The organism is Pontibacter coccineus, assembly GCF_030546575.1.
Taxonomy (GTDB): Bacteria; Bacteroidota; Bacteroidia; order Cytophagales; family Hymenobacteraceae; genus Pontibacter; species Pontibacter coccineus.
Genome location: NZ_JAUOTN010000005.1, coordinates 245,488 through 263,012, shown reverse-complemented (window position 1 = coordinate 263,012; position 17,525 = coordinate 245,488). Strand labels below are relative to the sequence as shown.

Sequence of the window (17,525 nt, the reverse complement as noted above, 5' to 3'; positions counted from 1 at the left end):
CGCGCTGCAGGCTTCAGCCTCACCCGGAAATCCGGAATTATAATTCTTCCGATCACAAAACAGTAATCTTCGGATCATATCTCGAGTCGGATTATTGTGTTTTGCATTTACCAATTTAAAGTATATATGAAGTTAAGAGCAGGAATCATTGGGGCCGGTCCAAGCGGCCTGGCGCAGCTACGCGCGTTTAAATCAGCAGAACTGAAAGGCGAGGCCATACCTGAAATCGTGTGCTTTGAGAAGCAGGCGGACTGGGGTGGCTTGTGGAACTATACCTGGCGCACGGGTGTGGGCAAGTATGGCGAGCCGATCCACGGCAGCATGTACCGCTACCTCTGGTCCAACGGCCCCAAAGAGTGCCTGGAGTTTGCCGATTATACCTTCGATGAGCACTTTGGCCGGCCTATCTCTTCCTATCCTCCCCGCCCCGTCCTGTTCGATTACATCCAGGGCCGCGTAGACAAGTGCAACGTGCGCGACTACATCCGCTTCAACACCACCGCCCGCTGGGTGGAGTACAAGGAGGACACGAAGCAGTTTTTGGTGGTGCTCGAAGACCTGGCCAACAACAAGACCTATACCGAGGAGTTCGATTACCTGATCGTGGCTTCCGGCCACTTCTCCACCCCAAACATGCCTTATTTTGAAGGAATTGAGGAATTCCCGGGCCTGATCATGCACGCGCACGACTTCCGTGGGGCAGATATTTTCAGGGACAAGGACGTGTTGCTGATCGGCAGTAGCTACTCCGCCGAGGACATTGGCGTGCAGAGCTTTAAACACGGCGCCCGGTCTGTCACGCTGAGCTACCGCAGCAACCCCATCGGCATGGACTGGCCGGAGGGTATGAAGGAAGTGCCTCTGCTTACCCATTTCGAAGGAGATGTGGCTCACTTCAGCGATGGCACCGAGGAGCGTTACGATGCGGTGGTGATGTGCACCGGCTACCAGCACAAATTCCCCTACCTGCCCGACGAACTGCGCCTGAAAACAAGAAACTGCCTCTACCCGGACAAAATTTACAAAGGCGTATTTTTCAACGAACTGCCGCAGCTCATCTACCTGGGTATGCAGGACCAGTACTATACCTTCAACATGTTTGACGTGCAGGCCTGGTACGCGCGCGACGTTATACAAGGAAAGATTCAGCTGCCGGGCAAAGAAGAAAGGCAGAAGGACATCAACCTGTGGCTTAACAAGGCCGCCTCAAACTGCACCCACGACGATGAGATTGACTTTCAGACCGAGTATGTGCGGGAGCTCATGAACAGGACCGACTATCCGGAAATTGACCTGGATAAAGTGGCAACGCTTTTCAAGCAATGGCTCATAGACAAGGAAGAGGATATTCTCCGCTACCGCGACAAGACCTATACCTCGGTGATGACGGGCACAGAAGCCGCCCGGCACCACACCCGCTGGCTCGACGAGATGGACGACAGCTTTGAGCGCTACATGCAGGAAGCCCCGGTGCTGGAACGGATATAGTTGTAGGTATACCGTATACCTGTAAAAAAATAAGGGAAGGCATCCAGCCTTCCCTTTCTACTTTAAATAAGTGCTTTTTTCACTTATTGAATTCAAATCTCGTTCTCACCCAACCAGTCCATCGTCTCCATTTCAGCAACGTAGGGCTCCAATACAGCCATTGCGTTCGCAGATTTCTTAAACGTAGTCACAACTTCTGCCTCCGTGCCCGTCCATACCTCCACAAAGGTATGCCCCAAACTGTATAACTGGATCGTATACCCGTTTACCTGGCGTCGCGCTATGAGCGTGCCTTCTTTTTTCAGGGCTTCGCGTTGGCTCCGGTAAGGGAGCCTTTCGAACATGGAGTATTCCAGCATAATAAATGGTTGCTACGGGTAATTGCCTATATAAGCCTGAGCAGGCTAAAATGGTTTCATACCTGGGCCGGGCAGGTATAGGAGTTCGTCTAGTGTAAAAATTAAGCACCACATTATCAACCAGTTCATCGTCTAAAAAAATGCGTGTCAAATGAACTCCCTGGGGGTATTTAACGAATGATCGTCACGGTGCCTTTCATTGTCCCGGCGCAATCGTGCGTGGCAACCCAATGGTAGACGGCTTCCGGAAGACCAGTACCGCTCCAGTCGTTTTCATAATGTTCACTGCCGTATACCTTGTTGCCCCATCGGTTGTATATTTGCAGTCTGGCTCCCGCCAAAGCAGGGTCCAGCACAAAATGATCATTCTTGCCATCCCCGTTCGGGGTGATCACATTGTAGGTTTTAAAGGTGGCGGTCGCGGTTTTTTTAGCGGCGCAGGGATCGAACTTCAGCAGGAAACCATTGATTTCTCCCCGGCCATTCCAGTTGATATGCTCCGCTTTGAGCGGCCCCCAAAATTCGCCTGAGAGGTAGAAGGCGCCATTCCCGGCAAGCGTAATATTATCTGCGAACCCACCAGCATTCAGGTGAATGCGCTCTCCCGGATTTCCTGCCAAGTCAAAATATTGTATAAAGGGCTTGAAGTCCCAGGCCCCTGCCAGAACAAGACCGCCGGAATGCAGCAGTTTTAAGTCACTGCCGAAATCGTGTCCCTCCTCTCCATAACTCCTGGCCCAGATCACAGCGCCGTTTTCAGTTAAGCTTGCCAGGAAAATATCTGCCGGTACTGCCGGAAGTTCGACCATACCTTTCTCTTCCAGTTCAATGCCATCAAAATCAACTTTGCCTTTAAAGAAGCCTGCCAGGTATATGTTTTTTGTTTGGGGATCAATTTCCAGACTTGAACCGGCGCAACTCAACATTCCAATTGCATTAGGAAAGCCTTTGAGCCAGAGCGGGCGCCCCTGCTTGTCAAACTTTGCCACAAAAATATCATCGTGGGATTCAGGGCCTGTCGCGATACTAAGATTTGCTACTTTGTAAGTACCGATGTAAGCACCCGTCATGTACACATTTCCAGCCGCATCCAGCTTTACTTCACGTGGGTAGACACTGCCTTCGTGGTAAGACCGGGAAACGAACATCACCTGACCTGCGGAAGATAATTTGATCAGAAGCAGATCATTTCCCCTCGGGTTCTGACTTGTGTACCGCTGGTTATCGAGCTGAACTGTGCCCCAGAACTGCACTGGTAACACCACCTCCCCTTCCGGGCTTGCAATGAAAACGCCCTTTATCTCCGCTGAGGCGTAGCGCTCCCTGGTCAGCACCCCCTTGGACCAAAGTAACTGCCCGTTGGTGTCAAATTTGCCGATGAACGTATTGAATATACCTTCGCCCTTCAACACGACTTTGCCATCTATAACCAGTTCCTGGATAAATCCGCCGCCTACATATAGGTTGCCAAGCTTATCTGTCGCTATGCCACCAGCACCATCTGATTGCGGGCCGCTCAATGCCTTAGCCCAAAGTATTTGCCCCGCTGGGTTTGCCTTGTACATAAACATGTCCGAGCTCCCTACACTGGTTAGCGTATGGGTTCCAAGGGTGATAGTTCCCTCAAAATGCCCTACTGCGATGATGTTACCATCTTTATCAACGATGTGGTTCTCCACAGCATTTCTCCCTGTTGTCCCAACCTGGTGCCCCCATTGGATCTGGGCATGCAGGTTGATCGTAGCGAGACAGCCTATTAGCAGGAGTAAAAGTTTATTCATGTATGCATATTAAGTTTATTATCGTCTGAGTTCAAAGTACTGCTATTCATTCATCAAGATTACTTCGCTTTCTGCCCTGCTTCGTCGGTAAAAAGAGCGGTAAATTTCGATCAGGAGAAAAAGCGATGTACCTGCTGTGATGGCTAACACCGTTTTGGTGAGGGCTCTATCCTGATCAAGTGCTAACCCGATGAAGGCGAGTATTAAAAGATCGAAAAAGAATGCCGCGATCACCGGATTGAATAGAAAAATGTACTGTTTTTTAGCATGCGTAAACAGCAAAAACAACATATGTAAGCCAAAGCACACGCCATACAAAACCGGCATCATGATAAGCATATACAGAACAGTAGCTTCAGCAGAAGTTCTGGACGCAACCTGACTTTCTTCCTCCATCAAAACAAACAGAAAAACCTCGCTCAACAGAAAGTTTAGCAAATGTCATAGCAGGCTTCTCATGTATCTATTGTTCATGCTCCCGTTGTATTAGCGAACAGCAATATAAGTTAATTTATAGATGTTTATATGGTGTTATTACAAAATACACGTGGCTTAGGCATTTCACTAAACACAAGATAAATGTAGGATTTTGCCGGATTGGATATTTACTTGCAGTATAATTAAATTCATCCTCTCACCGATCGTTAAATATTGTGAAAGCAGGAACCCTCTCTTTTAAAGAAACATTTTTTATTGGCTTGATGCTATTCGCCATCTTCTTTGGCGCAGGCAATCTTATTTTTCCATTGTCACTGGGCCAGGCAGCTGGCACTGAACTTATACCTGCCATTGTCGGCTTTCTGATGACGGGTGTAGGCCTCCCCCTGCTTGGCGTTATTGCGATCGGCATGTCCAAGAACGAGGACGTGCAGTCTATTTCAGCGAAGGTACATCCGCTGTTTGGTCTGCTTTTCCCGGTCGTGATTTACCTGACCATCGGCCCCCTGTTTGCAGTGCCCCGAACCGGTACGGTGTCGTATGAAATCGGCATTGCCCCCTTTCTGTCGGAGGACTTGAAAACATCTTCTTGGAGCATGCTGCTGTATTCTGTCATATACTTTACGGTCACTTACCTTCTGGCCCTTAACCCCGGCAAAGTGGTGGACACGATCGGCAAGATTCTGACACCGGTGCTGCTCATTATCCTGGCCCTTCTGCTGGCAATAAACATTATCTCCCCGCTGGGTGAGATTACGGCTCCGTTGGCGACCTACGAGGCAGCCCCTTTCTTCAAGGGCTTCCAGGAAGGCTACCTGACCATGGACACGATCGGCTCCTTTGTTTTCGGCCTGATCGTGATTAGCGCCATCCGCTCCAAAGGGGTCGACAGCACAAGGCAAATCGCGAAAGTATGCACCACAGCGGGCCTCATTGCGGCTGCCGGTTTGGCTATGGTCTATGTAGGCCTGGCATATTCAGGCGCCACCAGTGTGCAAGCACTTGGTCATTTGGAAAATGGAGGTTTGATTATCAGCCGGATTTCAAATTTGCAGTTCGGAGTATCCGGTAGCCTGATTCTGAGTGTTGCCATTATTTTCGCCTGCCTCACCACCAGCATTGGCCTGGTTGTGGCCTGCGCCAGCTTTTTCCATAAGCTGCGCCCTTCTATCTCATACAAAACCTACCTGCTGGTTCTAACTCTGGTGAGCGCTCTTATCTCCAATGTGGGCCTGACGCAGATCATCTCTTTCTCTATACCTGTGCTGGTGGCCATCTACCCGATCGTGATCGTGCTGATCGTGCTGACTTTATTAGGCTCTGTGCTCCGCAACAGACACGCCGTCTATACCTGGTCGGTGCTGCTGACAAGTATTGTGAGCATCGTAGAAGGCCTGAGCGCTGCAGGTTTTGCGTCGGGCATCAGTGATTTGTTCACACAATACGTTCCATTCTATAGCCTTGGCATGGGCTGGGTTATCCCGGCATTGATCGGTGCTGTGATCGGTTTTGTTGTTTCTACGCGACAGGCCCCCTACGCCCTCGAAAGCGAATAGTCATATTTACTGAGCGACTGGAAATCTTTTGGTTGATCCAAAGAAGTAGGTAAAACTATATTTTCCCGTAATTTTGCTTCTTCTTAAAAGATCGGCGTAAATTAAGTGTGACTGAGATTCGGCCACACGAACGCCTCGAACAACATGGAACCAAAAAGACTGAATAAATTCATCAGCGACTCGGGCTTCTGCTCCCGTCGCGATGCAGACGAGCTGATAGAACAGGGCCGCGTGACGGTGAACGGTAAAATTCCGTCCGACCCGGGCATGAAAGTGACACCGAAGGACAAAGTGCGCATCGACGACGAGATGCTTCGTGTGAAACAGGAGCAACCCGTATACCTGATCTTCAACAAACCGGCCAATATGTCGGCCACTTCCGATATGGCCGTGCGTGACAATGTAGTGCGGGCCATCAACTTCCCGGCTACGCTGGAGCCCACCGCCATGCTGGAACGCGAAGCAGAGGGCATCATTTTCCTGAGCAACGACGGTGACTTTGTGCGTGGCGTGAAGCGGGCCGACAACAAGTTTGAGAAGGAGATTATCGTGACTGTGGACAAAATGATCACGGCTGATTTTCTGCAGAAGATAAGTGGCGGCGGCGCTCCCATACCTGGCGAAGAGCGGGTGAACAATTCCGTTTCCAAAGAAACACAGACACGATTCCGCATTATTCTGAAACCGGGCACTGACCACTACCTGAAACGCATGTGCGAGAGTCTGGGCTATAAAGTGATGCACCTGCAGCGCGTTCGTTTCGGTGAGTTTTCACTGGCCAAATTGCCTTCCGGCCACTGGCGCGTGCTCACGCCACAGGAAGTAAGCAGCCTGACCAGCCTCGTGCCCGGTGCTAAGGGAACGAGCAGCCGGAAAACATCGGAAAGCACCTATGACAGACCGGCTAGAGGCGAGCGATCAGGTACGAAAAGTGGCAGTGGCTCTCCAAAAGGCGGTGCATCTGGTACGCCTTCCAGAGGAGGCGCGGACAAAGGTCCTGCCAGAGGCAGCAGACCCGGTTCATCGGCAAAAGGAAGTGAAGGTGCGAAAAGGCCTGGCACCAGCAGAGCCGGTGGCGATGTTAGAAAAACAGGTCCTTCAAGAGACGGTGCCGATGCTAGAAGAACTTCTTCCAGAGAAGGTGCCGGCAGCCCGGGCAAGACCCCGACCTCACGAGGCGGTAGCTTTAAAGCTTCTCCAAAATCAGCACCCGGCAGAAGCGCTGCCCCGAAAAGTGGTGGCAAGCGCAGTGATGGGCCAAAAGGTGGTCCTAAGCGTGGAAGATAAGAATTACTCGCTCACATTTAGCTAACACTATACCTAAATAGCTCTCTTTCCTGACTGGGAAGAGAGCTATTTTGCTTTAAGTACCTACTGGGTATGTGGACTCAAATAGGTGGTTGGGGGAAAATCTATTAGATGCTGCAAGACCATTAAAAAGTTTGGTGCAAGTAGTAGTTTGGTGACCGAGTGGCGCAGGGCGCGACCTAATGCCTTCAACTTAAGATCTTAGGTACCTAGATGTCATCTAGTATAAAATGAGATATCTTCACCCTCGCTCGCGTCCCGCGAGTGTGAGTCATCAGCGGACTCTGGCCGCTATTCCAAATGCTCTTTCGAATTTCCAAATCCAAATGCACTTTCAAATATCCGTGCCCAAAATTATTTCTGCCGGGGACATCCTTGTCCCCGTAAACCTGTGAACCTGAGTACAGGGATGTGGACATCCCCAACAGATCGCTTTCGGACATGGATGTCCGAAAGAGCGTTTAAAGCATTCTGTGGCTGTTGGGGGTTTTCCAATTTCACGTTTGCTACAGACCCAGGTCTGGGAACCTGCATCAGTTAGGAATAGGGAGCCTGTATTTATACTTGACAAATATACCTGCATCAGCTTAAGGAGACTTAGCGCACGATTCGGATAGGTTGCGACCCATCCCTATAGGTTCATACAGAATGGCATAACGGACTGCCACTGCGGATGGTGATTGACTTGCCAGGCAGACAAACTACGACTTTACGGTGTACCGTCGCTACAAATCAAAACTCAAACTCCTTAACTCTCCCAAGTCCCCATCTTACCCATTTGGTAATCTCGGAAGGCCGCACGAATCTCGTCTTCGGTGTTCATCACAAAGGGTCCGTGTGATACAACCGGCTCGTTGAACGGGTGGGCATGGCCGAAGAGGATGTAGGCGTCCTCTGTCGCCTCTACTTTCACTTCTTTGCCCTCATTTCCGAATTCCACTAAGGTGAGTTTTTCCGCCGTTTGGCCATTAACTTTAACAGCGCCGCGTACCACGTAGAAAAAGATATTGCGCTCCGAAGGGATGTTGTAAACGAACTCCCCGCCTTTTAGCAGCTCGATGCTCACCATGTGGATGTCGCTCAGGTTCTGGATGGGCGCCTCCACCTCACCCCAGCTGCCGGAGATCACGTTTACCCGCACGTTTCCATTGTCGAGTTCTACTGTCGGGATCTTGTTTTTCTGCAGACCAATGTATTTCGGGGACGTCATTTTGTGCTCAGCGGGCAGGTTGAACCACAGCTGCAGAATCTCCAGCGGTCCTCCCTCCTGCTTAAATTTCTCAGAAGACACCTCCGCATGGATCAGGCCGCTTCCGGCCGTCATCCATTGCACGCCACCGGCCTCAATAACATCCTTTCCACCGCCCGTGTCCTGGTGCGTGATGTCGCCGTCCAGAATAAAAGTCAATGTTTCGAAGCCACGGTGCGGGTGCGGCCCGAAAGGCAGTCCCCTGTTGCCGGGCTTGTATACCTGTGGACCATGGTGGTTCAGGAAAAGAAAAGGATCGATGTACTCAACTTCGTGTGTAGGTATAGCGCGGTAGGTCACCAGATCGCCCATGGGCGCATGCACCGCTTTATGTAATTTCTTTATTTTTCGCATAAGGCTATATTAAGATCGGCCGCAAATTAATGTATATACATTAATTACACTAACACCAGCCTGATTGTTACATATACAAATCGTGGTGTGCTCTATAGGAGAACTATTCGACAACATCTAAAACTATCCCCTTGAGGACAGAACCGTTTAGTCCTTTTTTGTCATCCTGTAAGGATCTTGGTAGCGATTAGCAAAAGCTTAAACTCCCTTTAGCCTAGTTTCTTAACAGAATGACATTAAGATTTGAGCTTCTTCTCTTACTAACGAAAACGCTTTAACTTTAGGGAAAATCAGGCTATTACTATCTTCAACTCACCTTCCATTACCCTATATAATAAATTACATCTTAAGAGTTTTGATATTAAGCATCTGTGAAGACAAGCATACCGAACAGTTTAACATAAAAATCCCACCGTTTCCAAATAGGATTGGGTGGGATTTTCACGCTACACTGATAGTGAGGTATACGAAAAACCAGGAGCTTAAGCCGCTTTCTCCTTTTTGAGCATCTTGAGCAAGGCTTCCGCCGCTGGCTCCGAGGAGGCTGGGTTCTGCACCGTGATTAGCAAACCGTCCGTAACCACATAAGGCTGCCAGTCGTCGGCTTTGGAGTAGATGCCGCCCAGTTCCTGGTAGCGGTCCTCCACCAGAAAGGGCACCACTTCGGTCAATTGCACAGCCTCCTCCTCGGTGTTAGTGAAGCCTGCCACTTTTTTGCCTTTCACGAGTGGCTCCCCGTTCGGGCCTTTGGCCTGCATCAGGGCAGCGGGTCCGTGACAAACGGCCGCCACCGGCTTCTGCTGCCTGGCAAACTCCTCGATCAGGCGGATGGAGTCTTTATCGCTGGAGAGATCCCACAACGGTCCGTGCCCACCCGGGAAGAAAACGGCATCATAGTTATCGGCTTTTACTTCCGTAAGTTTTTTGGTGCGGGAGAGTGTGTGCTGCAGGTCCTCGTCCTCGTAAAAGCGCCTGGTCGCCTCGGTCTGCGCATCCTTTTCCGTGCTCTTCGGGTCGATCGGTGGCTGACCGCCTTTCGGTGAGGCGAGGTCCACCTCCACGCCGGCATCGGCCAGTGTGTAATAAGGGGCTGCAAACTCCTCAATCCAGAAACCAGTCTTTTTTCCGGTGTCACCTAATTGGTCGTGTGAGGTTAAAACAAATAGTACTTTCATAGCTGTTGATGGTTGAATGGTTGAATTGCTAAATTGTTGAATTGCTGAATTGTTAATTGTTCTTATTGGCTTAACGATTGCTTCCCGTTGATTGTTGATAAGGGCACGATTTAGGAAGGTATACGGGTGCATGATTACGGGCGCGCGATTCGGACAGGTCACGACCCGTCCCTAGAAGCGATTAAATTTTCTAATAGGCTTTTCTAAAAGGGGCTCTTCGGGATTTATCAATTCCGAAGAAGATTGTCGGGGATTTCCTAATCCCCGTGTGACCGCTTTGCAGGTATACGGGGACATGGATGTCCCCCGCAGTAATTTTCCCAGTCAAGGATGTTCAGGAGAGCTCGCTCTGATCCACTGCACACGAACGACGTTTCGGCATGACGCCATTGCACGGAAACGACGATATGGAGTAACATCACTACTTTATAACTTTCTACCTTCTCAACTTCCTAACTTCTCAAATTCTTCAACTTCTAAACTCTTATCTTTGTACCCATCCTTATGCCTAGCCCTATCCGCAAGATCATCCACATCGACATGGACGCTTTTTTCGCTTCCGTGGAGCAGCGCGACAATCCGGAGCTGCGTGGCAAACCCGTGGCTGTGGGCGGCTCGCGGGCAAGAGGTGTGGTGGCAGCGGCCAGTTACGAGGCCCGTCGGTATGGCGTACACTCGGCCCTCGCCTCCAAGATCGCGGCGCAGCGTTGCCCACAGCTGATCTTTGTGAAGCCCCGCTTCGAGGTATACAGCGCCGTATCGCGCCAGATCCGCGAGATCTTCTACTCCTATACCGACCTGGTAGAGCCGCTCTCCCTGGACGAAGCCTACCTGGACGTAACCGAAAATAAGATCGGCATGCCCTCCGCCACGATTATCGCCAACGAGATCAGGGCCAAGATCCAGGCGGAAACCGGCCTGACTGCCTCAGCCGGCGTATCCTTCAATAAGTTTCTGGCTAAGATCGCCTCGGACATGAACAAGCCCAATGGCTTCACACTCATCCCACCCGACAAAGCCGAGGATATAGTGGCGGCCCTGGCCATCGAGAAATTCTATGGTATTGGGAAAGTAACGGCGGCCAAACTGCAGAGCATGGGGATCCTCACCGGTGCCGATCTGCGGGAGAAGTCAGAGGAGGAGCTGGTGCGCCATTTCGGCAAAACAGGGCGCTACTACTACCGCATTGCCCGCGCGCAGGACGACCGGGAGGTACAGCCACACCGCATCCGCAAATCCATCGGCTCAGAGCGCACCTTTGAGGTAGACCTGACAGAGGAGGAAGTGATGCTGCCGGAGCTGGAAAAACTAGCCAAAGAAGTGGCGCACGACATGGAACGACTGCAAACCACGGCCAAGACCATCACAGTCAAGATCAAGTACTTCGACTTCAACCAAACCACCCGCAGCAAGACTTTTCTGGGCGAGATCAAGTCGGCCGACGCCATCTTTACCATTGCCCGCGACCTGCTGCGCACGCCCCATTTGCCGGTATATCCGGTGCGTTTGCTAGGTATAACGGCCTCCTCCCTCCTCTACCAGCACGACAAAATGGAAGGCTACCAGCTGACGCTGGAGTTTTAGCTGGCTTTATTTTCTGGCGGCGAACTTTTTGGCCTGTGCCCAGCTCTCCCGGTCACCATCAGCCTCCGGTGCTGTTTTCAGTAATTCTAAATAATAAGACCTGGCTTTCTCTTTGTCTTTCGCCCTTTCAGCGGCGAGGGCTGCTCCATAAAGGCTGTTATAGCGTTTGGGCGATATTTTCAGGCTTGCTTCATAGGCCAGCATAGCTTCCGCTGGCTTTTTGCTCAGCAACAGCATATCACCTAATAGCTCCCGGGCCGGCAGCACAGCTCCTGGCGTTACCGGATGTTTGTCCAGTGCGTCTTCCTTGTCAGCTGCCTCCCGCATTATGGCAAGCCCTTTTTCCTTGTCTCCTTTTTGATACGCCAGCCAGGCCTGCACAGCCAGTTGCTGGGCCTCGGCCTGTGCTGCCCAATAGGTATCGCCAGAGCTGTTCAATTGCTTCTGCAATTTATTTAGAGCCATAATCGCCTCTTCGGCTACACCCGTGTTTCCGGAGCGGGCGCCACCTATCCCTTTGGCAAAATGCGTGATGGCCTCAGCGCCCGGATACTTATCCCAGGCAAAGCTTTCGGGAGACCGGACGGGCAAAGCGGCTGCTTCAGCCCATTTGCCCCTTTCCATGGCCTGGCGGGCAGGTATAGCGGCCAGCGCATAGGCCGTCGCGAAGGTGGGGGTATACCCTACTGCTGCCTCCAGCTTTTCAACTACAGCCTGTGCTTTTTTATCCTGCCCCTGCTGCAGGTAGCCGTACGCCATGTAATCCAGGGCGTGCGGGTAGTGCATGGAGACCACGTCTTTGGGCGACTGTCGGATGGCGGCATCTGCTGAGCGGATGTTCCAGTCTACAGCGTCCGTCCACTGACCCAATCGAACAAAGATATGGCTTGGCATGTGCAGGGCATGCGGTACATCCGGGGCTATGCGCTCATATTCCCGCGACACGTTAACCGCCTTGGTAGCCAGCAGGGGGTTGTCGTAGGCATGGATGATGTAGTGAAACATTCCCGGGTGGTCGGGTTTTTTGGCATGCAGTTGTTCCAGCAGCGCTCCGGCTTCTTTCTGTTTTGCAAAAGTCTTATCTGTCTTCGGGGCCGTGCCGAGCTGGCCCAGGGCGTAAAAGGCAGCCGCCTCTACTTCATCCGGATAAGCTTCATGCGCTTGCTTATACCCAGCCTCGAACGCTTTCAGTTGATCTGCATAGCTGGTATTCTCCCAGTTTTCATAAAACTGAGACACAGCGTTAACGTAGGCTTTTTCCTTATCTGTCAGGCTATTTTGTTGCTGTGCTTTCTCTACGGCTGCCTTCCCCTTCTGCAGGTTTTCATCTGTAGGCCGCTCGCCCCACAACGGGTGAATGTAGCTCATGGCAATGCCCCATTGGGCCATGCCGCAATCCGGCGCGGCTTGAGCAGCGGCGGCAAATTCCTGCTCCGCCTCCTCATACATCATATGGTGCATGAGTGCCAGGCCATTGTCAAAAAACTGCTGCGCCCGCTCACTGCAGGAGGTTTGCAGGTTCACGGTGCCGTGTTTGGTGGCATGCCCCTGCGCAAGCGCACTATACCCCGGTATAGCAAAGGCAATGCTCCATGCTATAGCTGTAACAAGTGATGTTCGCATGATGAAGTGGTGTAAAAATTGGAAAGAATGTGTGTCAGAAGCAGGGACGATACACGTCTGAATTAAGCAGCAGAACGCTTAACAGGAAGAAGCCAGACAGGGTATCAGCAAGGTATAGCCTATCCTAATTTATTACTCATTCTGCTGTGATATGTTTAGTTATGATAGCATTGTTCTGATGGAAGTCGCGAAATTAAGGTATACACGTTCACCTGATTAAACCATTCCACTCAAGCATAGTCTTTTAGACTATACCTGGAAACTGGTATATTGTGAAATACTAATTTAACCTAATCTTTCACCCCATTATGAGCAAAAATGTACGCTACGCCCGGCTGGCTACACTGCTTCTGGCTGGTGCGCTTGTAGCACCGCCTGCCTTTGCCCAAAGCAAGGAAAAAAAGAAGAAGAAAAAAGCCAAGCAGGAAGCAACCACCACGCAGGCTACTCCGGCCGCTAAAAAAGAAGACAGCGGCGTAAAACCCTACGCCAGCGTTATCACCCCGAACGCCGTAACCGACGAGGGACTTTTCAAGGTGCACCGCATCGACGATAAGTACTTCTACGAAATTCCGGATACGCTTCTGAACCGCGACATGCTGATGGTGAGCCGCATCGCCAAGACCGCTACCAACCTTGGGTATGGCGGCGAGGAGTTGAACCGCCAGATGCTGCGATGGGAAAAGAAAGGCAATCGCATTTTACTCCGCCTGATCTCTTACCAGAACGTAGCCAGCGACACGCTGGAGATCTACCATTCGGTACAGAACTCCAACCTGGCCCCGGTAATACAGGCCTTCGATGTAAAAGCCTTTAATAACGGTGCTTCTGTGGTGGAAGTGACCGACTTTTTCTCGAAAGACGTACAAGCACTCGGCCTGAACAAGCGCCAGCGTGAGTCTTACAAAGTGAAGCGCCTGGACGACAAGCGTTCTTTCGTGGAGGGCATCAAGAGCTTCCCGATCAACATCGAGGCGCGCTCCCTCATGACCTACGAGGCGACTGATCCGCCTGCCAACTCCAATGCCGGTACCATCACCGTGGAGCTGAACCACTCCATGCTCCTGTTGCCGAAGGTACCGATGCCTGCCCGTCGCTTTGACGAGCGCGTAGGTTACTTCACGCTTTCCCAGACCGACTACGGCACGGACGAGCAACGTGCTGCGAAGCGCCGCTACATTGTGCGCTGGAAACTGGAGCCAAAAGACAAAGACGCCTATGCCCGCGGTGAGTTAGTAGAGCCTATCAAGCCAATCGTTTACTACATTGACCCGGCCACGCCGATGAAATGGCGACCATACCTGAAGCAAGGCGTAGAGGATTGGAACAAGGCATTCGAGGCCGCCGGCTTTAAAAATGCCATCATCGCCAAAGATGCCCCTACCCCGGAGGAAGATCCGGAGTTCAGCACCGAAGACGCGCGCTACTCTGTAATCCGCTACTTCTCTTCGGAGACGCAAAACGCTTACGGACCGAACGTGCACGACCCGCGCTCCGGTGAGATCCTGGAAAGCCACATCGGCTGGTACCACAACGTGATGAACCTGCTACGCAACTGGTACTTTGTGCAGACGGCCGCCGTGAACCCGGATGCCCGTGGCATCAAGTTCAAAGACGAAGTGATGGGCGAGCTGATCCGCTTTGTGTCGGCGCACGAAGTAGGCCATACCCTGGGTCTGCCGCACAACATGGGCTCCAGTGCCGCCTTCCCGGTGGAGAAGCTGCGCGATGCCAAATTCACCAAAGAGATGGGTACCGCCCCTTCTATCATGGACTATGCCCGTTTCAACTACGTGGCGCAGCCAGAGGACAAGGGCGTGGCACTGATGCCAGGTATAGGCGTGTATGACAAGCATTCTGTGAAGTGGGGTTATACCTATTTCCCGGAGATGAACGGTTATGACAACGTGGCCAAGCTATCGCAGTGGATCCTGGAAAAAGGAGATGACCCGATGTACCGCTTCGGCCGTCAGCAGGGCAACCCGATCGACCCGTCTTCACAGACCGAGGACCTGGGTGACGACGCCATGCTGGCCAGCCACTACGGCATTCTCAACCTGAAGCGCATCATGCCAAACCTGATGGAGTGGACGAAGGAGGAGAACAAGAACTACGACGACCTGCAGGAGATGTACGGCCAGGTGCTGGGCCAGTGGAACCGCTACATGGGCCACGTAACGGCTAACATCGGCGGTATCTACGAGAACTACAAAACCTACGAACAGAAAGGCGACGTGTACGCTGCCGTGCCGAAAGAAAAGCAGCAGCGTGCCATGAAGTTCATCAACGAGCAAGGGTTTGCTACACCTACCTGGATGCTGGACCAAAGTATTCTGCGCAAGATCGAGTCTGCTGGCGCGGTGGAGCGCATCCGCACGGCGCAGGTGAACATCCTGAACAACGTGCTGGAGCCGGGCCGTATGCAGCGCTTGCTGGAGTCGCAGGCGGCACTGGGCAGCAAAACCTATACCTTGCCTGAGATGATGGCGGACCTGCGCAACGGCGTGTGGTCTGAGATCGGAAGCGGCAAGAACGTAGACATGTACCGCCGCAACCTGCAGCGCGGTTACCTGGACCGTATGGAATTCCTGATGAAAGAAGAGCAGCCTTCTGTTCCGGCCAGCGCACGCGCTTTTGCGGGCGTCACCACGGTGAAGGTGTCTCAGTCTGATATCCGTCCGATGGTGCGCGGCGAACTGACTGCCCTGCGCAATCAGATCAAGGCCTCTTTGCCAAAGACGTCTGACTCGATGACGAAGTACCATTTGCAGGACGCACTGGCACGTATCGACAACATCCTGAATCCGAAAAGCTAATTTTCCTGTTTTATTGATAGCGAAAGCCCCGGCCACCTTGGCCGGGGCTTTTTATTTACCCTTTCTGTTGAATATTAACTAAGATATCCTATGCAAAAAACAGAACAATGGGGTACGGTACCGTAAAATCAAATATATCTTGTACCTTTGTAGCCCATAAAGTTTAACCTAACTTATGGCTGCTAAATATATTTTTGTTACAGGGGGCGTTACCTCCTCACTTGGTAAAGGTATCATCTCCGCTTCTCTTGCTAAGTTGCTGCAGGCAAGAGGCTTCTCTGTAACAATCCAGAAATTCGACCCCTATATCAACATCGACCCGGGCACGCTCAACCCTTACGAGCATGGCGAATGCTTCGTGACCGAAGACGGCGCCGAGACCGACCTGGACCTGGGTCACTACGAGCGTTTCCTGAATGTACCTACTTCACAGGCAAATAATGTGACCACCGGTCGCATTTACCACCACGTGATCACACAGGAGCGCGAAGGCGCCTACCTGGGTAAAACGGTGCAGGTAATTCCCCACATCACAGACGAGATCAAGCGCCGCATGCTGCTGTTGGGCGAATCCGGCGAGTTTGACATCGTGATCACGGAGATCGGCGGTTGCGTGGGTGATATTGAGTCCCTGCCATTCATTGAAGCGGTGCGACAGCTGCGCTGGGAACTGGGCGTTCACGAAACCTGCGTGATCCACCTGACCCTGGTGCCCTACCTGAAGGCAGCCGGCGAGCTGAAGACCAAACCTACACAGCACTCGGTGCGCGACCTCTCAGAGGCCGGTGTGCAGCCAGACATCCTGGTATGCCGCTCGGAGTACCATATACCTGCCGACCTGCGCAAGAAAATTGCGCTGTTCTGCAACGTAAATCAAAATTCCGTGATCGAGTCAATTGACGCGGAGACAATATACGATGTGCCGCTGCTCATGCGCAAAGAGAAGCTCGACGAGCGCGTGATCGCCAAACTGAAACTGCCGCATCGCGGTGAGCCGGAACTGGAAAAATGGAAAGAGTTTTTGGGACGTCTCAAGAACCCGACTGCAGAAGTTAAAATTGGCCTGGTGGGCAAGTACGTGGAGCTTCCGGATGCCTATAAGTCGATTGTAGAGTCGTTTGTGCATGCCGGTGCGGCCAACGAGTGCAAAGTAAACATCAAGTGGTTCCAGTCAGAGAACATCAGCGACGAGAACGTGGCCAGCCTGCTGCAAGGTATGGACGGCGTGCTGGTTGCCCCAGGCTTTGGCGAACGCGGCTTTAAAGGAAAACTGGAGGCCATCCGCTTTGTACGGGAGGCAGGTATACCGTTCCTGGGCATCTGCCTGGGCATGCAGTGCGCTGCCGTGGAGTTTGCCCGCAATGTGTTGGGCCTGCAGGGCGCCGCTTCCACCGAAATGGAACCGGAAACGCCGTTCCCGGTGATCGACATGATGGAGGACCAGAAAAACGTTACCCAAATGGGTGGCACCATGCGACTGGGCGCCTATACCTGTGAACTAAAGAAGGGCTCAAAAGCATTTTCTATTTACGGCAAGCCTAAAATTTCCGAGCGCCACCGCCACCGTTACGAGTTCAACAACAAGTACCTGGCCGATTTCGAGAAGGCCGGCATGATGGCGACCGGCATCAACCCGGACACAGGGCTGGTGGAGATAATTGAATTACAGAATCACCCCTGGTTTGTGGCAGCACAATACCATCCGGAATTAAAGAGCACAGTGCCTAATCCGCACCCGCTTTTTGTTAAGTTTGTGAAAGCGGCCATGAATTACACTAAATCGAAGTAAGCATT

General features: G+C 51.9%; 12 protein-coding genes. 6 read left to right on the top strand and 6 right to left on the bottom strand.

Annotated elements, in window-relative coordinates:
- The first annotated feature begins 126 nt into the window (after positions 1 to 126).
- Complete coding sequence (locus Q4E40_RS13830) at positions 127 to 1,488, top strand: NAD(P)-binding domain-containing protein (RefSeq protein WP_303412954.1); 1,362 nt, start codon at positions 127 to 129, stop codon at positions 1,486 to 1,488.
- A 92-nt stretch (positions 1,489 to 1,580) separates the two neighbouring features.
- On the opposite strand, the gene Q4E40_RS13825 is transcribed toward Q4E40_RS13830, so the two are convergent.
- The 3 genes from Q4E40_RS13825 to Q4E40_RS13815 all read right to left on the bottom strand — a co-directional run bounded on the left by Q4E40_RS13825 (position 1,581) and on the right by Q4E40_RS13815 (position 4,051).
- A complete protein-coding gene (locus Q4E40_RS13825; RefSeq protein WP_303412953.1) occupies positions 1,581 to 1,847 on the bottom strand; it encodes a hypothetical protein in 267 nt (88 codons plus the stop codon).
- Between the two features lie 170 nt (positions 1,848 to 2,017).
- Positions 2,018 to 3,628: a T9SS type B sorting domain-containing protein gene (locus Q4E40_RS13820; protein WP_303412951.1), complete on the bottom strand. Its 1,611-nt coding sequence runs from the start codon at positions 3,626 to 3,628 to the stop codon at positions 2,018 to 2,020.
- A 42-nt stretch (positions 3,629 to 3,670) separates the two neighbouring features.
- Positions 3,671 to 4,051 carry a hypothetical protein gene (locus tag Q4E40_RS13815; protein ID WP_303412950.1) on the bottom strand — a complete coding sequence of 127 codons (381 nt, stop codon included), beginning with the start codon at positions 4,049 to 4,051 and terminating at the stop codon, positions 3,671 to 3,673.
- Positions 4,052 to 4,281: 230 nt separating this feature from the next.
- Here Q4E40_RS13815 and brnQ point away from each other — a divergent pair, with 230 nt between their 5' ends.
- Positions 4,282 to 5,622 (top strand): branched-chain amino acid transport system II carrier protein, encoded by a 1,341-nt coding sequence (gene brnQ, locus Q4E40_RS13810; protein ID WP_303412949.1) that lies wholly within the window; start codon positions 4,282 to 4,284, stop codon positions 5,620 to 5,622.
- 144 nt (positions 5,623 to 5,766) lie between these two features.
- On the top strand, positions 5,767 to 6,909 hold the full coding sequence (locus Q4E40_RS13805) for a pseudouridine synthase (RefSeq protein WP_303412948.1): 1,143 nt from the start codon (positions 5,767 to 5,769) through the stop codon (positions 6,907 to 6,909).
- Positions 6,910 to 7,678: 769 nt separating this feature from the next.
- Here the strand turns inward: Q4E40_RS13805 and Q4E40_RS13800 are convergent.
- Together Q4E40_RS13800 and Q4E40_RS13795 are read right to left on the bottom strand one after the other, a co-directional pair.
- Entirely contained in the window at positions 7,679 to 8,533 is an 855-nt protein-coding gene (locus tag Q4E40_RS13800; protein WP_303412947.1) for a pirin family protein, read from the bottom strand.
- A 482-nt stretch (positions 8,534 to 9,015) separates the two neighbouring features.
- The gene (locus Q4E40_RS13795; RefSeq protein ID WP_303412946.1) at positions 9,016 to 9,708 is read right to left on the bottom strand and encodes a type 1 glutamine amidotransferase domain-containing protein; all 693 of its coding nucleotides are present in this window, start codon (positions 9,706 to 9,708) and stop codon (positions 9,016 to 9,018) included.
- 504 nt (positions 9,709 to 10,212) lie between these two features.
- On the opposite strand from Q4E40_RS13795, the gene dinB reads away from it, so the two are divergent.
- Positions 10,213 to 11,292 (top strand): DNA polymerase IV, encoded by a 1,080-nt coding sequence (gene dinB, locus Q4E40_RS13790; RefSeq protein ID WP_303412945.1) that lies wholly within the window; start codon positions 10,213 to 10,215, stop codon positions 11,290 to 11,292.
- A gap of 6 nt (positions 11,293 to 11,298) precedes the next feature.
- Here the strand turns inward: dinB and Q4E40_RS13785 are convergent, their stop codons facing one another.
- Positions 11,299 to 12,915, bottom strand: a complete 1,617-nt coding sequence (locus Q4E40_RS13785; RefSeq protein WP_303412943.1) for a tetratricopeptide repeat protein — start codon at positions 12,913 to 12,915, stop codon at positions 11,299 to 11,301.
- A 308-nt stretch (positions 12,916 to 13,223) separates the two neighbouring features.
- On the opposite strand from Q4E40_RS13785, the gene Q4E40_RS13780 reads away from it, so the two are divergent.
- On the top strand, positions 13,224 to 15,731 hold the full coding sequence (locus tag Q4E40_RS13780; protein ID WP_303412941.1) for a zinc-dependent metalloprotease: 2,508 nt from the start codon (positions 13,224 to 13,226) through the stop codon (positions 15,729 to 15,731).
- A gap of 175 nt (positions 15,732 to 15,906) precedes the next feature.
- Positions 15,907 to 17,520: a CTP synthase gene (gene pyrG / locus Q4E40_RS13775; protein WP_303412939.1), complete on the top strand. Its 1,614-nt coding sequence runs from the start codon at positions 15,907 to 15,909 to the stop codon at positions 17,518 to 17,520.
- The last annotated feature ends 5 nt before the right edge of the window (positions 17,521 to 17,525 follow it).

Excerpts from the sequence above, each read along its gene's own strand:
- Q4E40_RS13830 (WP_303412954.1), top strand. The coding sequence starts at position 127 with ATGAAGTTAAGAGCAGGAATCATTGGGGCCGGTCCAAGCGGCCTGGCG.
- Q4E40_RS13825 (WP_303412953.1), bottom strand. The coding sequence starts at position 1,847 with ATGCTGGAATACTCCATGTTCGAAAGGCTCCCTTACCGGAGCCAACGC.
- Q4E40_RS13820 (WP_303412951.1), bottom strand. The coding sequence starts at position 3,628 with ATGAATAAACTTTTACTCCTGCTAATAGGCTGTCTCGCTACGATCAAC.
- Q4E40_RS13805 (WP_303412948.1), top strand. The coding sequence starts at position 5,767 with ATGGAACCAAAAAGACTGAATAAATTCATCAGCGACTCGGGCTTCTGC.
- Q4E40_RS13800 (WP_303412947.1), bottom strand. The coding sequence starts at position 8,533 with ATGCGAAAAATAAAGAAATTACATAAAGCGGTGCATGCGCCCATGGGC.
- Q4E40_RS13795 (WP_303412946.1), bottom strand. The coding sequence starts at position 9,708 with ATGAAAGTACTATTTGTTTTAACCTCACACGACCAATTAGGTGACACC.
- dinB (WP_303412945.1), top strand. The coding sequence starts at position 10,213 with ATGCCTAGCCCTATCCGCAAGATCATCCACATCGACATGGACGCTTTT.
- Q4E40_RS13785 (WP_303412943.1), bottom strand. The coding sequence starts at position 12,915 with ATGCGAACATCACTTGTTACAGCTATAGCATGGAGCATTGCCTTTGCT.
- Q4E40_RS13780 (WP_303412941.1), top strand. The coding sequence starts at position 13,224 with ATGAGCAAAAATGTACGCTACGCCCGGCTGGCTACACTGCTTCTGGCT.
- pyrG (WP_303412939.1), top strand. The coding sequence starts at position 15,907 with ATGGCTGCTAAATATATTTTTGTTACAGGGGGCGTTACCTCCTCACTT.